Genomic DNA, 18,926 nt, shown 5'->3' on the forward strand with positions numbered 1-18,926 from the left:
CGAGGGTTCAGTCGAGCAGTGCGTAGACGGCCTCAGGCGCGTCGGCGGGCGACGTGGCGAGGTCTTCGAACTCGTTCATGGTGTCGAGGTCGGCACCCATCGCGATGTTCGTGACCCGCTCGAGGATGACCTCGACGACCACCGGCACCTGGTACTCCGCCTTCAGGCGCTCGGCCTCCCCGAAGCCGGCGGCCAGGTCTTCCGGACGCTCCACACGGATCGCCTTGCAGCCCAGCCCCTCGGCGACCTTCACGTGGTCGACGCCGTAGCCGATCGCGACGCTGGACGAGTCCTGCGGGGTGTTGATGTTGTCGAACGCCAGCGAGACCTCGTAGTCCATCTCGAACGGACGCTGCGACTGGCGGATCAGGCCGAGGTAGCTGTTGTTCACCACGACGTGGATGTACGGCAACTTGTGCTGCGCACCCACGGCGAGCTCCTCGATCATGAACTGGAAGTCGTAGTCGCCGCTCAGCGCGACCACCGACTGGTCCGGCTTGCCGCGCACGACGCCGAGGGCAGCGGGCAGGGTCCAGCCGAGGGGTCCGGCCTGGCCGGCGTTGATCCACTGGCGAGGGCCGTAGACATGCAGCAGCTGCGCGCCGGCGATCTGGGACAGACCGATCGTGGTCACGTAGGTGGTGTCGTGGCCGAACGCGGAGAGCATCTCCTGGTACACGCGGTGCGGCTTCATGGGCACGTTGTCGAAGTTGGTCTTGCGCTGCAGCTTCGCCTTGCGTCCGCGGCAGTCCTCGGCCCAGCCGAGGTAGTCGGGCAGGGCCTCGACGCGGTCGCGTGCCGCTTCGAGCAGCGCGTCGATGAAGGCGCCGGCGTCGGAGACCACGCCGTAGTCTGGCGCGAACACGCGACCGATCTGCGTCGGCTCGATGTCGACGTGCACGAAGGTGCGGCCCTTGCGGTACGTGTCGAGGCCGCCGGTGTGGCGGTTCGCCCAGCGGTTTCCGATGCCGAGCACGAAGTCCGACTCGAGGAAGCTCGCGTTGCCGTAGCGCTGCGAGGTCTGGATGCCGACCAGGCCGGCCGCCAGCGGGTGGTCATCCGCGATCGCCCCCCAGCCCATCAGCGTCGGCACGACGGGCACACCGAGCGTCTCAGCCAGTTCGACGAGCTTGTCGGAAGCGCCCGAGTTGATGATGCCGCCGCCGGCGACGATCAGCGGGTGAGCGGATGCCGTCAGCATGTCGAGCACCTTCTCGGCCTGCGCGCGGGTGGCAGCGGGCTTGGCCACCGGCAGCGGCTCGTAGGTGTCGATGTCGAACTCGATCTCACCCATCTGCACGTCGAACGGCAGGTCGATGAGCACGGGGCCGGGACGACCGGACCGCATGATCTGGAACGCGGTCTGGAAGGTGCCGGGCACCTGCGCCGCCTCGAGCACCGTCTTGGTGAACTTCGTGACCGGCTTGGCGATCGATGCGATGTCGACGGCCTGGAAGTCCTCCTTGTCGAGCTTCGCGACCGGCGCCTGGCCGGTGATGCAGAGCATCGGGATGGAGTCGGCGATCGCGGCATAGAGCCCCGTGATCATGTCGGTGCCCGCGGGGCCTGACGTGCCGACGCAGATGCCGATGCGGCCGTCGCCCGAGCGGCTGTAGCCGTCGGCCATGTGCGAGGCGCCCTCGACGTGACGGGCGAGGGTGTGCCGGATGCCGCCGTTGGCGCGCATCGCGGCATAGAAGGGGTTGATCGCCGCGCCGGGAAGGCCGAACGCCTCGGTGGCGCCCTCCTTCACCAGGATCTGGCAGATCGCGTCTACTGCACGCATTCGGGTCATGAGAGTTTCCTTTGGCTGGGGTCGCAGTCGCGCGTCAGGCGCGGCCGGAGAGTTCGTTGGTGAGCGTGAAGAGCCCGGAGTGGTCGAGTCCGCCGTCGCCGCGGGCGACGAGGGCGTTCACGAGCTGTGCGACGGCGGCGCCGAGGGGGATGGTGACCCCGACCGAGCGGGCCGCAGCGGTGACGATGCCCAGATCCTTGTTGTGGAGGGCGAGACGGAATCCGGGGGTGAAGTCGCGGTCGAGCATCTTCTGCCCCTTCTGGTCGAGGACCTTGGAGCCGGCAAGTCCGCCGCCGAGCACCTTGAGGGCCGCGTCGGTGTCGACGCCGAACGCCTCGAGGAAGACGACGGCCTCGCTGAGCGCCTGGATGTTGACGGCGACGATGAGCTGGTTGGCGGCCTTGACGGTCTGGCCGGCACCGGCGGGGCCGACGTGCACGATCGTCTTGCCGATCGCGTTCAGGACCGGCTCCGCAGCCGCGAAGTGCTCGGGCGATCCGCCGACCATGATCGACAGCGCACCGTCGATCGCGCCCTGCTCGCCGCCGGAGACCGGGGCGTCGACCGCGCCGAAGCCGGCGGCCACTGCCTCTTCGGCGAGGGCCTTGGCGACATCGGGCCGGATCGAGGAGTTGTCGATCCACAGGGCGCCGGCCTTGGCGTGGGCGAAGACGCCCTCTTCGCCGCGGACGACACCCTCGACGTCGGGCGAGTCCGGGACCATGGTGAGGATGACGTCGGCATCCTTCACGGCATCCGCGATGCTGGTCGCCCCCGCGCCACCGGCCTCGACGAGTGCGTCGATCGGCTCCTGGCTGCGGTTGAATCCGGTCACGTCGTAGCCGGCCTTGACGAGGTTCTTGGCCATGGGCAGGCCCATGATGCCGAGTCCGATGATGGCGATGCTGGTCATGAGTTCGCTCCTTCAGTGGTGCAGCACGTTCAGTTGGTCAGCCAGGCGAAGGCATCCGCCTGGGTGGCCTTGTACTCGAGGCCGATGGCTCCGGCATATCCGCCGGCGCGGGCGGCGTCGAGCCACTCGGTCAGCGGCAGGTCTCCGGTGCCGGGCTCGCCGCGACCGGGGGCGTCGGCGATCTGGATGTGTCCGAACTCGGCGGCGTGACCGGCGATCACGGCGGCGACATCGTCGCCGTTGACAGCGAGGTGATAGAAGTCGGCGAGCAGGCGGATGTTGTCGACGCCGTGCTCGTCGCGCACCCGACCGATGATGGCCAGGGCGTCGGCAGCGGTCTTCAGCGGGTAGGCATCCATGCCCGAGACAGGCTCGAGCAGCACGATGCCGCCGATCTTCGCCACGGCAGCCCCGGCGAACGCGAGGTTCTGCACCGCCAGGTCGTCTTGCGCTGCGGCATCCGCCCCCTCGATGCGGTTGCCGTAGAGGGCGTTGAAGGCCTTCGTGCCGAGACGCTCGCCGATGCCGACGACCACGTCGACGTTGGCGCGGAACTCGTCCTCGCGACCGATCCAGGAGACGAGGCCCCGGTCCCCTGCGGGCATGTCGCCCGCGAAGAAGTTGAGGCCGGTGAGCTGCACGCCGGCACCCTGGATCGCGGAGACGAACTCGTCGACCTCCTGCTGCGCGGGGACGGCGGAGGCGAACGGCCACCAGAACTCGACGGCGTCGAAGCCCGCCGCCTGGGCCGCCGCGGGGCGCTCCAGCGTCGGCAGCTCGGTCAGCAGGATCGAGGCGTTCACGGTGTAGCTCATTGATCATCCTTGATTTCGGATTGTGGAAGAAAAGTTTCTACTAGTGAAAGAATATGGAAGCCCCCGCCGTCTGTCAACGGCTGTCAGCGCCGACCCACGCAACACGAAGAGGTGATGGATCAGAAACGCACCTCCCCGGGCTCGGGAAGGTGCGTTTCTGATCCACGATCGCGCGCGGCCGGACTCAGGTGAGCCGGATCTGCCGGTTCATGTCCTTGTAGAGCAGGTAGCGGAAGTCCTCGGGGCCACCGGCGTAGCAGGCCTGCGGGCAGAACGCGCGCAGCAGCATGTAGTCGCCGGCCTCGACCTCGACCCAGTCGTCGTTGAGGCGGTAGACCGCCTTGCCCTGCAGCACGAAGAGGCCGTGCTCCATGACGTGCGTCTCAGCGAAGGGGATCGTGCCGCCGGGCTTGAACGTGACGATGTTGACCTGCATGTCGTGCGCCAGATCGCTCCCGTCCGAGAAGCGGGTGGTCGCCCACACGTCGTCGGTGTCGGGCATGGAGACCGGCTCGACGTCCTTGTCGCTGGTGACGAAGGATGCCGGGGCGTCGATGCCGTCGATCCACTCGTAGGCCTTGCGGATCCAGTGGAAGCTGGTGATCTCGTCGCCCTCGTTGGCGAGCGACCAGGTCGCGCCCGGTGCGAGGAACGCGTAGCCGCCCTCCTCCAGCACGTGCTGCTGCCCATCGAGCGTGAGCGTGAGCGAACCGGTCGTGACGAACACGACGCCCTCGACGCCGGCCTCGACCTCGGGCTTCTGCGCACCGCCTCCGGGGCCGATCTCGACGATCAGCTGCGAGAACGTCGTGGCCGAGCTCGGCGTCGGCCGGGCGATGATCCAGGCGCGGGTGTTCGTGAATCCGGGCAGGCTGCTGGTGACGATGTCGCGCAGCACGCCCTTCGGGATGACGGTGTACGCCAGCTTCACCACGGCCCGGTCGGTGAGCAGCGCGGACTGACCGGGAAGACCACCGGCGGGGGTGTAGTAGGTGCGTTCGTGGGTGCTCATGAGGTCTCCTCCTCGGATACGGCGAGCTTCGGATGCGCGAGCCGGATCAGCTCCGCGGGTGCGGCGGCAGCGGCATCCCGCACTTCCACTTCCGTGATCGCGCCGCATTCCAGACCGCGGACGACGAAGCGCGCGAGCGCACGCGCGGTGGCCGGCTCATCCATGATGGTGGCGTCGCTGCCGTGCAGATAGTTGTCGAGGCGGCGCGCGGCGGCGGCGAAGCCCTCGCGGTAGAACGCGTACGTGGCGAGGTAGCGGGTCGGCAGCTGGGCCGCGTGCAGATCCCAGCCCTGGTAGTAGCCGCGCTCGAGCGAGCGCCGCACCAGGCGGGCGTGCAGCTGCCAGGCGCCGCGGACGTGAGCGGGATCGCCGACCGGGATGACGTTGGTCGATCCGTCGGAGAGCCGCACGCCGGTCTCGGCGACCGCGACCTGCATGACCTGCTTGGCGTAGTCGGCGGCCGGATGCTCCATCGACTGGTGCGCCGCGGCGATCTGCAGCGAGGCGCTGTAGTCGTAGGTGCCGTAGTGCAGCGCCGAGACGCGTCCGTTCGCGCGGTGCAGCAGCGTCGCGACCGGGATGGATCCGTCGGCGGCGACGATGAGCTGCGGCGTCTCCATCTGCACCTCGAAACGCAGGCGTCCGGGCGCGAGACCGAGTCGCTCCTCGAACCGCTCGCAGAGCTCGACCATCGCCTCGACCTGCGCGACGGTCGTCACCTTCGGAAGGGTCAGGACCAGCCCGTCCGGCAGCGGGCCGGCAGCAGCGAGCGTGGTCAGGAATCGATCGAGCGTGCGGATGCCGCGGCGCCGGGTCGGTGCCTCGAAGCACTTGAAGCGGATGCCGATGAACGGCGGAGCCACGCCGGCGGCGACGGCGTCGGCGACGCGCTCGGCGGCGAGGATCGCATCGGCGTCCTCCTCGTCGTCGGGCCGCGCACCGTAGCCGTCCTCGAAGTCGAGGCGGAGATCTTCGATCGGCTCGCGCTGCAGCTTGGCATCGACGAGCGGGGCGAGCTCTCCGGCGAGGTGCCCCAGCCCGACAGCATCCGCCAGCGCCGCCATGCCGCCGAACGCGTCGACGGCCGCGGCCGCCTCCGCGCCGAATCGTGCCGGCAGGTCGGGGGTGAACCGGTCGGCCGGCACGTACAGCGTGTGCACCGGCTGGCGACTGCCGTCGTCGCCCGGGTAGGCCGTGGCGAGCAGGGCGTCGGTCCCGGCGAGTCGGGCGTCGATGTCGGCGAAGTCGTCTTCGCGCAGGGTCGCGCTGCTCCGGTCGACGCTGGCGGCCACGGTGCTCACTCCTTGCTCGAGGCGGACGAGGCGGATGCGGCGACGCGGACGATCGCCTCGGCCACCGCGCCGGCCACCAGCGGATCGAACACGCTGGGGATGATGAAGCTCGCGTTGAGCTCGTCGTCTCCCACGCGCGAAGCGATCGCCTCGGCGGCTGCGACCAGCATAGGCGCGGTGATGTCGGACACGCCCGCGTCGAGGAGGCCGCGGAAGACGCCGGGGAACGCCAGCACGTTGTTGATCTGGTTGGGGAAGTCGCTGCGGCCGGTCGCCACCACGGCGGCGTGCTTCGCGGCGATGATCGGGTCGACCTCGGGGGTCGGGTTCGCCATCGCGAACACGATCGCACCGTCGGCCATGGCTGCGATGTCGTCCTCGCCGAGGATGTTCGGGGCGCTCACGCCGATGAAGACGTCCGCGTCGACCATGGCCTCCTTCAGCGTGCCCTGGAACCCGCGCGGGTTGGTGGTCGCCGCGATCTCGGTGCGGTGCGCGTCGGTGTACTCCGCTCCGGAGTGGATCGCGCCGTCCCGACCGCAGGCGACGATGTCGTGGGCGCCCTCGGCGAGCAGCAGCTGCACGATCGCGTTGCCGGCGGCGCCGACGCCGGAGACGACGATGCGCACGTCTCCGATGGTCTTGCCCACGACCTTGAGCGCATTGCCGAGCGCGGCGAGGGTCACGATCGCGGTGCCGTGCTGGTCGTCGTGGAAGACCGGGATGTCGAGTTCTTCGCGCAGCCGCGCCTCGATCTCGAAGCAGCGCGGCGCTGCGATGTCTTCCAGGTTCACGCCGCCGTAGACCGGGGCGATCGCCTTGACGATCGAGATGATCTCCTCGGTGTCCTTGGTGTCGAGGCAGACCGGCCACGCGTCGACGTTCGCGAACTGCTTGAACAGGGCGGCCTTGCCCTCCATGACCGGGAGTGCCGCCTCGGGGCCGATGTCGCCGAGGCCGAGCACGGCGGTGCCGTCGGTGACGACGGCGATCGTGTTGCGCTTGACCGTGAGCTGGCGGGCCTTGCTCTTGTCTTCAGCGATGGCCATGCAGACGCGGGCGACGCCCGGAGTGTAAGCGCGGGACAGGTCGTCGCGGTTGCGCAGCGGCACGCGGGGAACCACCTCGAGCTTTCCGCCGAGGTGCATCAGGAAGGTGCGGTCGCTGACGAGGCGCACCGTGACGCCCTCGAGCGCGTCGATCGAGGCACGCACGCGCTCGGCGTGCTCCTCGCCCGTGGTGTTGCAGGTCAGGTCGACGACGATCGTCTTCGGGTGCGACTCGACCACGTCGAGGGCGGTGACCGCCGCTCCGGCCTCGGCCGCCGCCGCGGCGAGCTCACTGGTGACGCTGAAGTTCGACGGCGCATCGATCCGCAGCGTGATGGAGTTCCCGGGTCCCGGACTCGCCATGATTCCTCCTGTATGTTTTCGTATCGTGGACTCTATTATCTACTTTATGGAAGTTCGGGGCAAGCGTCGAAACTTCGAGCGCGTTGGTTTCGACGAACCTCTCTCGCATGATGGAATGATCGCAACACGATGGAGGATCCGATGAGTGAGATCAAGACCCCGAAGAGTGCCGGTTCCGGCGTCCAGTCGGTCGAGCGCGTCTTCGAGCTCATCGAGCTGGTGACCGACGCCGGCGGCGACGTGACGCTGAGCGAACTCGCGGCATCCACCGACCTCCCACTCCCCACGATCCACCGCCTGCTGCGCACTCTCGTGTCGCTCGGCTACGCGCGACAGCTGCCGAACCGCCGTTACGCGCTCGGCCCGAAGCTGATCCGCATCGGCGAAGGCGCCTCCCGGCAGTTCGGCGCCCTCGCGCGTCCGCAGCTCAAGCGCCTCGTCGACGACCTCGGCGAGAGCGCCAACATGGCGGTGCTCGACGGCGACATGGTCGTGTACGTCGCGCAGGTGCCCTCGCTGCACTCGATGCGCATGTTCACCGAGGTCGGCCGGCGTGCGCACCTGCACGACACCGGCGTCGGAAAGGCGATCCTCGCCCAGCTCCCCGACGAGACCGTGCGCGGCATCGTGGGTCGCGCCGGCATGCCGACCCCCACCGAGTTCAGCCTCGGCACGATCGACGACCTGCTCGCCGAGCTCGACCGCATCCGCGAGCGCGGCTACTCGATCGACGACCAGGAGCAGGAGATCGGCGTGCGCTGCTTCTCGATGGCCGTGCCCGATGCACCCACGCCGACCGCCGTGTCGGTGTCGGGCCCCGTCTCCCGTGTCGACGAGGCCTTCGGGGGCCGCGCGGTGCCGCTGCTGCGCCGGGCCGCCGAGGCGATCAGCGCCGAGCTCACGGCCTGACGGCCCGACTCCCGCGCCACTCCGCATCCGAGCCGCCCGCACCGACGTATCGGAGGGTATCTGCGCTCCGGAGGGCCGATTCTCGGATCCTCGTCCTCCGGAATGCTGATCCCCTCCCGAATCACTCCGCATCCGAGCCGCTGGTCCCGGCGTTCACGTCGAGCAACCGATACCGCTCCGCCGCCTGCGCCGGCGCTGCGGCATCCACCTCTCCGCGCGCGGCGAGCAGCTGCAGCATCCGCACGACGATCGACGCGCCGTCGATCTTGAAGAAGCGCCGAGCCGCAGCCCGGGTGTCGGAGAACCCGAAGCCGTCGGCGCCGAGCGTCGCCCAGTCGTTCGGCACGAACTGCCGCACCTGATCGGGCAGATCCTTGGCGTAGTCGCTGACCGCGACGACCGGCCCCGCAGCCCCGGCGAGCTGACTCACCACGAACGGGGTGCGGATGCCGCGCTCGGGGTGCAGGAACGCCTCCTCCTCCGCGGCAACGGCGTCACGACGCAGCTCGGTCCACGAGGTGACCGACCACACGTCGGCGGCGACGCCCCACTCGGAGGCCAGGAGCTTCTGCGCCTCCAGCGCCCAGGTCACCCCGATCCCGGACGCGAGCAGCTGGGCGCGGGGCCCCTCCCCTGTCGCGGGCGAGATGCGATGGATGCCGCCCAGGATGCCGGCGACATCGACCCCGTCGGGTTCGGCAGGCTGCACGATCGGCTCGTTGTAGACCATGAGGTTGTAGATGCGGTTGCGGTCGGTCGACTCGGGCCCGTACATCCGCTCGATTCCGGCGCGCATGATGTGGCCGATCTCGTATCCGTACGCGGGGTCGTAGGTGACGACAGCCGGGTTGGTCGCCGCGAGCAGCGGTGAGTGCCCGTCGGCGTGCTGCAGCCCTTCGCCGGTCAGCGTGGTGCGCCCTGCCGTGGCGGAGATCAGGAACCCGCGGGCCATCTGGTCGGCGGCGGCCCACAACGAGTCGCCGGTGCGCTGGAATCCGAACATCGAATAGAAGACGTACACCGGGACGAGCGGCACGCCGTGCGTGGCGTAGGCCGTTCCCGCGGCTGTGAACGCCGCGATCGATCCTGCCTCGTTGATGCCGGCGTGCACGATCTGCCCCGCGGTCGACTCCTTGTACGAGAGCACGATGTCGCGGTCGACGGCCAGGTAGTTCTGGCCGTGGGGGTTGTAGATCTTCGCGGTCGGGAAGAACGCGTCCATCCCGAAGGTCCGGGCCTCATCCGGGATGATCGGCACGATCCGCTTGCCGAACTCCGGGTCGCGCATCAGATCTTTGAGCACACGCACGAACGCCATCGTCGTCGCCGCCTGCTGCGTGCCCGAGCCCCGAGCAGCGACCTCGTACGCCTTCGGATCCGGCAACACGATCGGCTCGTGCGACGGACGGCGCTCCGGCACGAAGCCGCCGAGCGCGCGGCGACGCTCCTGCAGGTACGCGATCTCCGGAGCATCCGTGCCGGGGTGGTAGTACGGCGGCAGATACGGATCGGCCTCGAGCTGGTCATCGGTGATCGGCACGCGCAGATGGTCGCGGAAGTCCTTGAGGTCCTGCAGCGTCAGCTTCTTCATCTGGTGCGTGGCGTTGCGCGCCTCGAAGCGCGGGCCGAGCCCGTACCCCTTCACGGTCTTCACGAGGATCACGGTCGGCCGGCCGTTGTGCGCGAGCGACTGCTGGTACGCCGCGAACACCTTGCGGTAGTCGTGGCCGCCACGCCGGAGGCGCCAGATCTGATCGTCGGTCAGATCGTCCACGAGCGCCCGCGCCCGCGGGTCACGTCCGAAGAAGTTCTCCCGGATGAACGCGCCGGACTCCGCCTTGTAGGTCTGGTAGTCGCCGTCGAGCGTCGTGTTCATGATGTCGACGAGGGCGCCGTCGTCGTCGCGGGCGAGCAGGTCGTCCCACTCCCGCCCCCAGATCACCTTGATGACGTTCCAGCCCGCGCCGCGGAAGAAACCCTCGAGCTCCTGGATGATCTTGCCGTTGCCGCGGACGGGACCGTCCAGACGCTGCAGGTTGCAGTTGATCACGAACGTGAGGTTGTCAAGCCCGTCGTTGGCGGCGAGCTGCAGCAGCCCACGCGACTCCGGTTCGTCCATCTCGCCGTCGCCGAGGAACGCCCACACGTGCTGCTCCGAGGTGTCCTTGAGGCCGCGCCCGTGCAGGTAGCGGTTCGACTGGGCCTGGTAGATGGCGTTCATCGGGCCGATACCCATCGACACGGTCGGGAACTCCCAGAACTCCGGCATCAGCCGCGGATGCGGGTACGACGACAGCGCGTGACCCGCGCGGGACTTCTCCTGGCGGAACCCGTCGAGGTCCTCCTCATCGAGGCGTCCCTCCAGGAACGCGCGGGCGTACATGCCCGGCGACGCGTGCCCCTGGAAGTAGATCTGATCGCCGCCGCCCGGGTGATCCTTCCCACGGAAGAAGTGGTTGAAGCCGACCTCGTACAGGGTCGCCGCCCCGGCGTAGGTCGAGATGTGGCCGCCGACGCCGACGCCCGGGCGCTGCGCGCGATGCACCATGACCGCGGCGTTCCAGCGCATCCACGCGCGGTAGCGCCGCTCCAGCTCCTCATCGCCGGGATAGGCGGGCTCGTCGGCGGTGGCGATCGAGTTGACGTAGTCGGTCGTGACGGTCGGCTCGGAGCGGATGCCGGCGTGATCGACGAGCGTCCGCACGATGTGATCGCCGCGCTCGGCGCCACGCTCGCTGATCAGCGCGTCGAGGGATTCGAGCCACTCCGCGGTCTCCTCAGGATCGAGGTCGGCGGCCTGGTCGGCGGATGAGACGGCGGTGGCGCGATTGTCGGTCACGGTTCGGCCTTTCTTGTTAGATGGAGGGGTCTGCCTCTTCGGCAATGGAGTGGGCAGCGGATCAGATTCGGGAGGTGTCGGCATGAGCGGACGCACAGCGGTCGTGACAGGAGCAGGTTCGGGCATCGGCCGCGCGGTCTCCCGCGCCCTGCTCGAGGCGGGCTTCCGGGTGGTGCTCGCCGGCCGCCGCGAGGATGCCCTGCACGAGTCGGCCGACGGCCACCCCGACGCCCTCGTGGTGCCGACGGACGTGACCGTCGAAGCCGAGGTCGAGGCGCTGTTCGCCCGCGCCGTGGCCGAGTGGGGCCGTGTCGACGTGCTGTTCAACAACGCCGGGATCTTCGGCCCGACAGCATCCGCAGCCGAGATCTCGCTCGCCGACTGGCAGCAGACGATCGACGTCAACCTCACCGGATCGCTGCTGTGCGCCCGCGCCGCGATGCGGACGATGATCGCCCAGCAGCCGTCGGGCGGCCGCATCATCAACAATGGCTCGATCTCCGCGCATGTGCCTCGGCCGCTCTCGGTCGCGTACACCGTGACCAAGCACGCGATCAGCGGGCTGACGAAGTCGATCGACCTCGACGGCCGCGCGCACGGGATCTCCTGCGGTCAGATCGACATCGGCAACGCCCGCACCTCGATCATGAGCGACGTCGGCGTGAGCTCGGGTGCACTGCAGCCCGACGGCTCGCGCCTCGTGGAGCCCACCTTCGATGTGGCGGATGCCGCACGCGCCGTCGTGTTCATGGCGCAGCTGCCCGCGGAGGCCAGCGTCGGAACCCTGACGATCGCGGCATCCGGCATGCCGTTCGGCGGTCGCGGCTGACACCGGAGTCAGCGCCCTGACCTCGCACGCAGGGTTCGGATGACGTCGGTCTTCACCGCCCGCACGGGGCTGGCGGCGAACACCGACGGGTCTTCCGGGGTGCCCCTGGTGAAGTGGTTGAACACGAGGTTCAGCACGATCGCCATGATCGCGGCCGAGCTGATGCCCGACCCGAAGATCACCTGGAACCAGGTCGGGAAGTTCATGTAGATGTCGTGGTTGACCTCGGGCAGCACACCGAACGACAGCGAGGCGGCGACGATGATGAGGTTCATGTTGCCCTCGTACTTCACCTTGGAGAGCGTGCGGATGCCGCTGGCCGTGACGGTGCCGAACAGCACGAGTCCCGCGCCACCGAGCACCGCAGTGGGCACGGCGGCGACGACCCGGCCGAGGATCGGCGTCAGGCCGAGGATGATGAGGATCGCGCCACCGGCCGCCACGGCGTAGCGGCTCTTGATCTTCGTCACCGCGACGAGGCCGACGTTCTGCGCGAACGCGCTCTGGGTGAACGAGTTGAGGATCGGGGAGATCGCGCTCGACACCATGTCGGCGCGGAGGCCGGCGGCGATGCGCTTGCGATCGACCTTCGAGCCGGTGATCTCGGCGACGGCGATGATGTCGGCCGTGGTCTCGGTCAGGATCACCAGCACGACGATGGTCATCGAGACGATCGCGGCGAGGTCGAACGTCGGCATCCCGAACGCGAAGGGCATCGGGAAGGCGAAGACAGGACCGTCAAGCACCTTCGAGAAGTCGGCGCGTCCGATCAGGGCGGCGAAGATCGTGCCGACGACCATGGCGATCAGGATCGACAGGCGGGAGATGGTGGCGTTGCCGAGCTTGCTCAGCAGCATGATCACGAACAGCGTGAAGGCGGCGATGCCGACGAAGACCGGATCGGCGTAGGTCGGCGACTCGGGGTCGGCGCCGGTGATCCAGCGGGCGGCGACCGGCACCAGCGACAGCCCGATCATCGTGATGACCGTGCCGGTGACCACGGGAGGGAAGAACCGCACGATGTGCGCGAAGAAGGGCGCGACGACCAGACCGATCAGCGAGGCGACGATCACGGCGCCGAACACCGCCGGCAGGCCGCTGCCCTGATTCACGATCGCGAGCATCGTCGCGACCCCGGCGAACGAGACGCCCTGCACGAGCGGCAGCTGCGATCCGAAGAACGGGATGCCGAGGGTCTGCAGGAGGGTCGCGAGGCCGCCCATGAACAGGCAGGCGGCGACGAGCACGCCCACCTCGGCCGGTGTCAGGCCGGCGGCGGCGCCGATGATGAGCGGCGGCGCGATGATGCCGCCGTACATCGTCAGGACGTGTTGGAGCCCGAACGTGAAGGCGGTGCCGAGGCCGAGGCGCTCGTCCTCAGGTCGGCTTTGCGTCGTGGGCTTCGTGGTTTTCCGGGATGCAGTCATTCGGGGGACCTCCTTGTCCGGGACCCGCTCTTCGGGGTGGGCGTGTCGGGCGATGGGCATGGTGAAGAACGGGGTGAGCCCGGTGCGTCGGAGACGGGCTCACCCCTGGTCGGAGTCGATCAGGGTCGATCGACGAGACGGCTCAGCAGAAGCCGGCGACGCCGTCCCACGCGCGGTGGTCGGCATCCGCTCCGTCGCGGAGGAACGACGCCTCGATCAGCCCGTACGGCCGGTCGGCGGCGTAGAACACCTCGTTCGGGTTCTCCAGGCCGAACGGCGACAGGTCGACGACGAAGTGGTGGCTGTTCGGCGTCGAGAAGCGGATCTCGTCGATCTCGGGATGCGCCTCGAGCACCGCCTCGGCCATGTCGTGCAGGGTGTTCTGCAGCGCGTAGGAGTAGTTGGCCGCGAACCCCGCGAGCAGGAGGCGCCGCACGTCGGCGAACACCTCATTGAAGTCGACGTCGTTGCGGTTGTACCGCCACTTGGCGGTGACCGAGGTCGCGAGGATGCGGTCGGTCGTCTCCTTCAGGGTCGTGTACCGGTCCTTCGGGTACCCGACGAAGCCGCTCTCAGTGGACTTGAGGACCTTGAGGTCGGTCAGGCCGGCGATGATCGTGGTCTGCTCGCCGTCGATCTCGACGAGGGCCGTGCGGGTCTCGGTGCCGCCGCGAACGAACGAGTGGTCGTGCCCCTGGCCGTCGACGTCGATGCGCTGCCAGGTGTACTGCTCGGCCTCCCAACGGCCGCCGCTCACCCAGTCGAACTCGCCGGTGAAGTGGCGGCCGAGACGCAGCAGATACTCCTCCGGGCTGCCGATGCCGTCCTTGGCGAAGGCGTACACGGTGTTCTTCTGCGTATCGGTGGCGACGACGTGGGTGTTGTCGCCCTGGAAGTGTGCATCGGTGAAGTCGCCGCGCAGTTGCGACGTGACGTTGAGATCCTCGATCTCGTGGCGGGCGGTGTCGCGCGTGACGCGGACGACACGGACCTCCGCCTTGCCGTACTGGTTCTTGCCCAGAATGATTTCAGTCATCTTCTTCAGCTTCCTCGGTAAGTGGAATAGGCGAACGGGCTGAGCAGCAACGGCACGTGATAGTGCGCCTGCGCAGTGTCGACCAGGAAGGTCAGCACCACCTCCGGGAAGAAGGTGTCCGTTTCGATGCCGGCGAAGTAGGCCCCCGTGTCGAACCGGAGGCGGTAGGTACCGCTCTCCAGCCGCTCGGGGCCCAGGTCTTTCACCCGTCCGTCGGCATCGGTGAGGCCCGTACCGATCCCCGACCATCCGTCGCCGACTCGGGCCTCGAGTACGACGGCGACGCCGGGCGCAGGACGCCCGATCGATGTGTCCAGGATGTGGGTGGTCACGTGAGAGACGCTCATGGGCGTGCTCCTTCAGTCTCGATGGCCCCGGCGAGGCGCAGCGCCGCGATCTCGCGCAGCTGCTGGTCGATCACCGCCAGTTCCTGTTCGGGGGTGTTGCCGAGCCGCTGCTGCAGCAGGGCGAGGATGTCGTCCGCCGACCGGCCGGCGGCGCGCACCAGGAAGACGCGGTCGAACTGCGCCTCGTAGGCACGGTTGCCCGCAGCCAGCGCCTCGGCCGCGCCGGCATCGACGCCGGACTGCTCGCGGCGGGCATGCGCCGCCTCGGCGGTCTGGCCCACGGCGCGTTCGCCGATGCGCGGGTGGTGCGCAAGCGCGCCGTCGATCTCCGACTCGGTGAGCGGCGAAGCCGCCTCGAAGGCCGCTTCCGTCAGCGCCTCGACCGAGGCGTAGGGCCGCCCGTCGACGATCGCGTCATACCAGCGGGGAATGTCCAGTGCGGGTGTCACGACAGCGACAGCGGCGTCGCGTGAGCGGGAGTTGAACTCCGTGAGCAACATCTTCGATCCTCAGCACATGCTGGCATCCGGCGCGTAGAACTATACGGACGACTCTTCTCGCGAAGTATTACTTTCCGTATGCCGGAACTGTTATTTCAGCATGCGTAACTAGTGTGCGCACAGATGAAGCGGATGTCAACCCTCTTCATACACCGAGTTCGGCGCGAAGGCGAGCGACGTGCCCGCTCGGGTCGACGCCGTACTCGGCGCGCTGCACGATACCGTCGGCATCCAGGACGAAGGTCGAGCGGATGACACCCTCGAATGTCCTGTCCCCCACGGTCTTCTCACCCCAGGCGCCCCAGGCGCGCGCCGTGGCGGCATCCGTGTCAGCCAAGAGCGGGAATGTGAGCCCCTCGGCGTCGGCGAACGCCCGGATGTCGGCGACGCCGTCCGGCGAGATGCCGAGCACCGCGTAGCCGGCAGCGGCCAGCGAGGAGAGGTTGTCGCGGAAATCGCAGGCCTCGGTGGTGCAGCCGGGAGTCGCGGCCTTCGGATAGAAGTAGACGACGACGTTGCGGCCGCGGTAGTCGGCGAGCGCCGTCGAGGCTCCGTCGGCGTCGGAGAGCGTGAAGTCGGGGGCGGCGTCGCCGGCGACGAGTCGTTCGGTCATGAGGTCTCCATTCATCGATTCCGCATCAGAGATTTCGCAGTGCGGAAGTCAAGTTCTGTCTGACGAAAGTGTAGCGTGAACCGCGTTCCAGACGGCGGCCGCGACCTCGCGCTTGGAACCCGCAGCCGTCTCGGGCAGCGTGCCCTGCGCACCGAAGATGTGCACGGAGTTGTCGGCGCTCTCGAAGCCGCGATCCCAGCCCACCTCGTTCACGACGAGCAGATCGACGCCCTTGCGCTGCTGCTTCCGCCGCGCGCGGGCGATCAGCTCCTGCTCATCCTCCGGCGTCTCTGCGGCGAATCCGACGATGACCTGCCCCGGCCGGCGGGAGGCGACCAGGCCTGCGACGATGTCGGCGTTCTCGACGAGCTCGATCGACGGGATGCCCCCGGTCTCCTTCGTGAGCTTGCGATCCGAGACGGCGACCGGGCGGTAGTCGGCGACCGCCGCCGCCATGACCACGACGTCAGCCTCGGGCGCGGCATCCGCCATGGCCGTCTCGAGCTCAGCGGCGGAACCCACGGTCACGACGCGGACCGACGGATGCTGCGCTGCCGCGAGCACGTCCGCGGAGATGTTGGCGGCAACGAGCACGACCGCGGCTCCGCGCGCCGCGGCCTCGGCGGCGAGCGCCACGCCCTGCTTGCCGCTCGACCGGTTGCCGAGGAAGCGCACGGGGTCGATCGGCTCGCGCGTGCCGCCCGCGGAGATCACCACCCGCACCCCGTCGAGATCGCGCGGAGCGAGCAACGCCTGCGCCGCGTCGAAGATCTCCTCGGGCTCGGACATCCGCCCCGGTCCGCTGTCGCCGCCGGCGAGCTCGCCGTCGGCCGGACCGACGATGTGCACGCCGCGTCCGCGGAGGGTCTCGATGTTCGCGCGCGTCGCCGGATGCCGCCACATCTCGGCGTGCATGGCCGGCGCGATCAGGACGGGCGCCTCGGTCGCGAGCAGTGTGGTGCCGAACAGGTCATCGGCGAGACCGGCCGTCATCTTCGCGATCGAGTTCGCGGTGGCGGGCGCCACGACGACGAGGTCGGCCGCCTGGCCGAGGGCGACGTGGCGCACCTTGGCGACGTCGTCGTGCACACTGGTCGTCACCGGATGCCGACTGATGGCCTCCCAGGTCGGAGTGCCGACGAAACGCAGGGCGTCTTCCGTTGGGACCACCGTCACGTCGTGACCGGCCTTGATGAGCAGGCGCACGAGGTGCACCGTCTTGTACGCGGCGATGCCGCCCGTTACCGCCACGACGATGTTCACAGTCCGATTCTGCCTCAGCATCCGTCCCGCGGGGTCACGACCTAGACTGGCGACCGTGTGCACGGTCGTGATCGATGTGGCTGAGGCCGGGAACGCGCGGCTGCTCGCGGTACGCGATGAAGACCCGGAGCGGGACTGGGATGCGTTGGGGCCCTGGTGGCCGGAGCGGTACCCGGGCGTGATCGGCATCCGTGATCGCCGCGCGGGCGGCGCCTGGCTGGCGGTCCATCCGGAGGAGCGCCGGCTCGCGGTGCTGCTGAACCGCGAGGACGTGGGCGGCCTGTCCGAGGATCGGGCCGTGTCCCGCGGCACGTTGGCCCTGGAGTCCGTGGCCGGGCGCTCGCCCGAAAGCCCTCTGCCCATGCACGGGTTCAACCTGCTCGAAGTCGGCCCGGAGGGTGCGCGGGTGCTGAGCTGGGACGGAGAGGTGCTGCGCGAGACTCCGATCGACCCTGGCACGCACATGATCGCGCACGACGACCTCGACGATCCCTCCACCCCGCGCATCGCGGCCTGGCTGCCGGAGTTCCGCGCACTCGGCCCTGCGGCGGCCGACGCGGGCTGGGTCGATTCGTGGATCGCGCTGCTCGCGGCATCCGCTCGCCTGTCCCCGGAGGACGATCGCGCCATCATCCGCGACAACCGCCCGCACGGCTACCCGACACAGTCGCTGCTCTACTGCACCGCGGCGGTCACGGCGACGGGCGTCGACGTGCACGACCGCCGGCTCCCCCACCCCGGGCACTGGTCGGACTGACCGCCACACCTGCTGCCCGCGCCTCTTGACGGAGCGCGCGGCTCGTCGTACTCTTTTCATACAGCAGAACAATGTTTCCGCAATATGAAATCTAGAGACGGTAATCCGACAAGGAACGAGGTGACCATCATGCTGAACCCCTCCGACACCACAGAGGCTCCCGCAACGAAGCACGCAGTCCCGGAGCGGTCGATCGTCCACATCGACCCGGACTTCCACATGCCCGCCCACGGCGAGCGCGGCAACAGCTACCTCCGCGCGATGCGCATCCTCTTCCCCAAGGCGACCTGAACTCAGACGCCTTCGCCCTCTTCGAGCGCGCCTTCATCGACCGCGCCTTCATCGACCGCCGCCTCGTCGATCAGCTGCAGGAGCCGCGCGGCGACGCTCACGGCGATCACGGCCGGCTGCTTGCCGGCGACCTCGGGGATGCCGATCGGCGTGACGACCCGGGCGAGATCGCTCTCGCCCTGGCCGAGCTCACGGAGCTTCTTCGTGAACCGCGCCCACTTCGACGACGAGCCGATGAGCCCGATCGAGGCGATGCCGTCGGTCCGCAGCGACATGTCGACCACGGCGAGGTCCTCGACATGGTCATGCGTCATCACCAACACGTGCGAACCGGTCGGCAGTCCCATCAGGGCCGCCTCGGGTACCGGGGCGAGCGTGGCATGGATGCGCGCGACGCTGTCGGCGAAGACGCCTGACTGGCCGGGCACTCCGATGCGCTCTGCCGCCAGCATCTCGGCCCGTGAGTCGATCAGGTGCAGGTCGACCTCGTGCCGGGAGAGGATGCGCGCCAGCTCCAGCCCGACGTGCCCGATGCCGAAGATCGCGATGCTGGGCGTCACCCGTACCGGTTCGAGCATGATCGTGACCTCTCCTCCGCAGCACTGCACGCCGTACTCGGTGACGGCCTTGTCGCTGAGCGTGAGCACCAGCAGCTCGGGTTCCGCTGATCCCGCCGCCAGCATCGCCCTGGCCCGGTCGACCGCCGTCGCTTCGAGATTGCCTCCGCCGACCGTGCCGAACACCGCGTCGGGAGACACCACCATCTTCGCTCCGCCGTTGCGCGGCGCGTGCCCGCGCACCAGCGCAAGCGTCACGATCACCGCGGGCGTGCGCGAGGAGCGCAGCGCCTGCAGCGCATCGATCCAGTCCATGTCG

The 18,926-nt window shown here is 68.9% G+C and carries 18 protein-coding genes; 4 read left to right on the top strand and 14 right to left on the bottom strand.

Annotated features, from left to right (window positions below):
- Positions 1-7 precede the first annotated feature (7 nt).
- From gcl to V5D55_RS04200, 6 genes are all read right to left on the bottom strand, one after another.
- Positions 8-1,795, bottom strand: coding sequence for a glyoxylate carboligase (gene gcl, locus V5D55_RS04175; RefSeq protein ID WP_435747971.1), 1,788 nt, complete (start codon positions 1,793-1,795; stop codon positions 8-10).
- Positions 1,796-1,829: 34 nt separating this feature from the next.
- Positions 1,830-2,708: a 2-hydroxy-3-oxopropionate reductase gene (locus tag V5D55_RS04180; RefSeq protein ID WP_435747973.1), complete on the bottom strand. Its 879-nt coding sequence runs from the start codon at positions 2,706-2,708 to the stop codon at positions 1,830-1,832.
- A gap of 29 nt (positions 2,709-2,737) precedes the next feature.
- Positions 2,738-3,523, bottom strand: a complete 786-nt coding sequence (locus V5D55_RS04185) for a hydroxypyruvate isomerase family protein (protein ID WP_435747975.1) — start codon at positions 3,521-3,523, stop codon at positions 2,738-2,740.
- Positions 3,524-3,707: 184 nt separating this feature from the next.
- A complete protein-coding gene (locus V5D55_RS04190; protein ID WP_435747977.1) occupies positions 3,708-4,535 on the bottom strand; it encodes a bifunctional allantoicase/(S)-ureidoglycine aminohydrolase in 828 nt (275 codons plus the stop codon).
- A complete protein-coding gene (locus tag V5D55_RS04195) occupies positions 4,532-5,827 on the bottom strand; it encodes a DUF6986 family protein (protein ID WP_435747979.1) in 1,296 nt (431 codons plus the stop codon). Before V5D55_RS04195 ends, V5D55_RS04190 begins: the two co-directional genes overlap by 4 nt.
- A gap of 5 nt (positions 5,828-5,832) precedes the next feature.
- Complete coding sequence (locus V5D55_RS04200; protein ID WP_435747981.1) at positions 5,833-7,239, bottom strand: NAD-dependent malic enzyme; 1,407 nt, start codon at positions 7,237-7,239, stop codon at positions 5,833-5,835.
- A gap of 141 nt (positions 7,240-7,380) precedes the next feature.
- Between V5D55_RS04200 and V5D55_RS04205 the strand changes: the two genes are divergently transcribed.
- A complete protein-coding gene (locus V5D55_RS04205) occupies positions 7,381-8,148 on the top strand; it encodes an IclR family transcriptional regulator (RefSeq protein WP_435747983.1) in 768 nt (255 codons plus the stop codon).
- Positions 8,149-8,269: 121 nt separating this feature from the next.
- Here V5D55_RS04205 and aceE read toward each other — a convergent pair whose 3' ends face one another.
- The gene (gene aceE / locus V5D55_RS04210; RefSeq protein WP_435747985.1) at positions 8,270-10,987 is read right to left on the bottom strand and encodes a pyruvate dehydrogenase (acetyl-transferring), homodimeric type; all 2,718 of its coding nucleotides are present in this window, start codon (positions 10,985-10,987) and stop codon (positions 8,270-8,272) included.
- 82 nt (positions 10,988-11,069) lie between these two features.
- On the opposite strand from aceE, the gene V5D55_RS04215 reads away from it, so the two are divergent.
- Positions 11,070-11,816: an SDR family oxidoreductase gene (locus tag V5D55_RS04215; RefSeq protein ID WP_435747987.1), complete on the top strand. Its 747-nt coding sequence runs from the start codon at positions 11,070-11,072 to the stop codon at positions 11,814-11,816.
- A gap of 8 nt (positions 11,817-11,824) precedes the next feature.
- Here V5D55_RS04215 and V5D55_RS04220 read toward each other — a convergent pair whose 3' ends face one another.
- From V5D55_RS04220 to coaBC, 6 genes are all read right to left on the bottom strand, one after another.
- Positions 11,825-13,243: a nucleobase:cation symporter-2 family protein gene (locus tag V5D55_RS04220; RefSeq protein WP_435747989.1), complete on the bottom strand. Its 1,419-nt coding sequence runs from the start codon at positions 13,241-13,243 to the stop codon at positions 11,825-11,827.
- Between the two features lie 142 nt (positions 13,244-13,385).
- On the bottom strand, positions 13,386-14,279 hold the full coding sequence (pucL, locus tag V5D55_RS04225) for a factor-independent urate hydroxylase (protein ID WP_435747991.1): 894 nt from the start codon (positions 14,277-14,279) through the stop codon (positions 13,386-13,388).
- A gap of 5 nt (positions 14,280-14,284) precedes the next feature.
- Positions 14,285-14,626 carry a hydroxyisourate hydrolase gene (uraH, locus tag V5D55_RS04230; RefSeq protein WP_435747993.1) on the bottom strand — a complete coding sequence of 114 codons (342 nt, stop codon included), beginning with the start codon at positions 14,624-14,626 and terminating at the stop codon, positions 14,285-14,287.
- Complete coding sequence (uraD, locus tag V5D55_RS04235; RefSeq protein WP_435747995.1) at positions 14,623-15,126, bottom strand: 2-oxo-4-hydroxy-4-carboxy-5-ureidoimidazoline decarboxylase; 504 nt, start codon at positions 15,124-15,126, stop codon at positions 14,623-14,625. Before uraD ends, uraH begins: the two co-directional genes overlap by 4 nt.
- 145 nt (positions 15,127-15,271) lie before the next feature.
- Complete coding sequence (gene bcp / locus V5D55_RS04240) at positions 15,272-15,739, bottom strand: thioredoxin-dependent thiol peroxidase (protein WP_435747997.1); 468 nt, start codon at positions 15,737-15,739, stop codon at positions 15,272-15,274.
- Between the two features lie 48 nt (positions 15,740-15,787).
- Entirely contained in the window at positions 15,788-17,002 is a 1,215-nt protein-coding gene (coaBC, locus tag V5D55_RS04245) for a bifunctional phosphopantothenoylcysteine decarboxylase/phosphopantothenate--cysteine ligase CoaBC (protein WP_435747999.1), read from the bottom strand.
- 55 nt (positions 17,003-17,057) lie between these two features.
- Here coaBC and V5D55_RS04250 point away from each other — a divergent pair, with 55 nt between their 5' ends.
- Both V5D55_RS04250 and V5D55_RS04255 read left to right on the top strand, forming a co-directional pair.
- Positions 17,058-17,759, top strand: a complete 702-nt coding sequence (locus V5D55_RS04250) for an NRDE family protein (protein ID WP_435748001.1) — start codon at positions 17,058-17,060, stop codon at positions 17,757-17,759.
- 120 nt (positions 17,760-17,879) lie between these two features.
- Positions 17,880-18,050 (top strand): hypothetical protein, encoded by a 171-nt coding sequence (locus tag V5D55_RS04255; RefSeq protein WP_435748003.1) that lies wholly within the window; start codon positions 17,880-17,882, stop codon positions 18,048-18,050.
- Between the two features lie 2 nt (positions 18,051-18,052).
- Here V5D55_RS04255 and xdhC read toward each other — a convergent pair whose 3' ends face one another.
- A complete protein-coding gene (xdhC, locus tag V5D55_RS04260) occupies positions 18,053-18,922 on the bottom strand; it encodes a xanthine dehydrogenase accessory protein XdhC (protein WP_435748005.1) in 870 nt (289 codons plus the stop codon).
- Positions 18,923-18,926: the final 4 nt, after the last annotated feature.

The sequence above is a fragment of the Microbacterium sp. PMB16 genome (genome assembly GCF_051294855.1).
Classification (GTDB): domain Bacteria; phylum Actinomycetota; class Actinomycetes; order Actinomycetales; family Microbacteriaceae; genus Microbacterium.

Excerpts from the sequence above, each read along its gene's own strand:
- bcp (WP_435747997.1), bottom strand. The coding sequence starts at position 15,739 with ATGACCGAACGACTCGTCGCCGGCGACGCCGCCCCCGACTTCACGCTC.
- uraD (WP_435747995.1), bottom strand. The coding sequence starts at position 15,126 with ATGTTGCTCACGGAGTTCAACTCCCGCTCACGCGACGCCGCTGTCGCT.
- uraH (WP_435747993.1), bottom strand. The coding sequence starts at position 14,626 with ATGAGCGTCTCTCACGTGACCACCCACATCCTGGACACATCGATCGGG.
- gcl (WP_435747971.1), bottom strand. The coding sequence starts at position 1,795 with ATGACCCGAATGCGTGCAGTAGACGCGATCTGCCAGATCCTGGTGAAG.
- V5D55_RS04205 (WP_435747983.1), top strand. The coding sequence starts at position 7,381 with ATGAGTGAGATCAAGACCCCGAAGAGTGCCGGTTCCGGCGTCCAGTCG.
- V5D55_RS04200 (WP_435747981.1), bottom strand. The coding sequence starts at position 7,239 with ATGGCGAGTCCGGGACCCGGGAACTCCATCACGCTGCGGATCGATGCG.
- V5D55_RS04220 (WP_435747989.1), bottom strand. The coding sequence starts at position 13,243 with ATGACTGCATCCCGGAAAACCACGAAGCCCACGACGCAAAGCCGACCT.
- V5D55_RS04180 (WP_435747973.1), bottom strand. The coding sequence starts at position 2,708 with ATGACCAGCATCGCCATCATCGGACTCGGCATCATGGGCCTGCCCATG.
- V5D55_RS04190 (WP_435747977.1), bottom strand. The coding sequence starts at position 4,535 with ATGAGCACCCACGAACGCACCTACTACACCCCCGCCGGTGGTCTTCCC.
- xdhC (WP_435748005.1), bottom strand. The coding sequence starts at position 18,922 with ATGGACTGGATCGATGCGCTGCAGGCGCTGCGCTCCTCGCGCACGCCC.
- V5D55_RS04185 (WP_435747975.1), bottom strand. The coding sequence starts at position 3,523 with ATGAGCTACACCGTGAACGCCTCGATCCTGCTGACCGAGCTGCCGACG.
- pucL (WP_435747991.1), bottom strand. The coding sequence starts at position 14,279 with ATGACTGAAATCATTCTGGGCAAGAACCAGTACGGCAAGGCGGAGGTC.
- V5D55_RS04215 (WP_435747987.1), top strand. The coding sequence starts at position 11,070 with ATGAGCGGACGCACAGCGGTCGTGACAGGAGCAGGTTCGGGCATCGGC.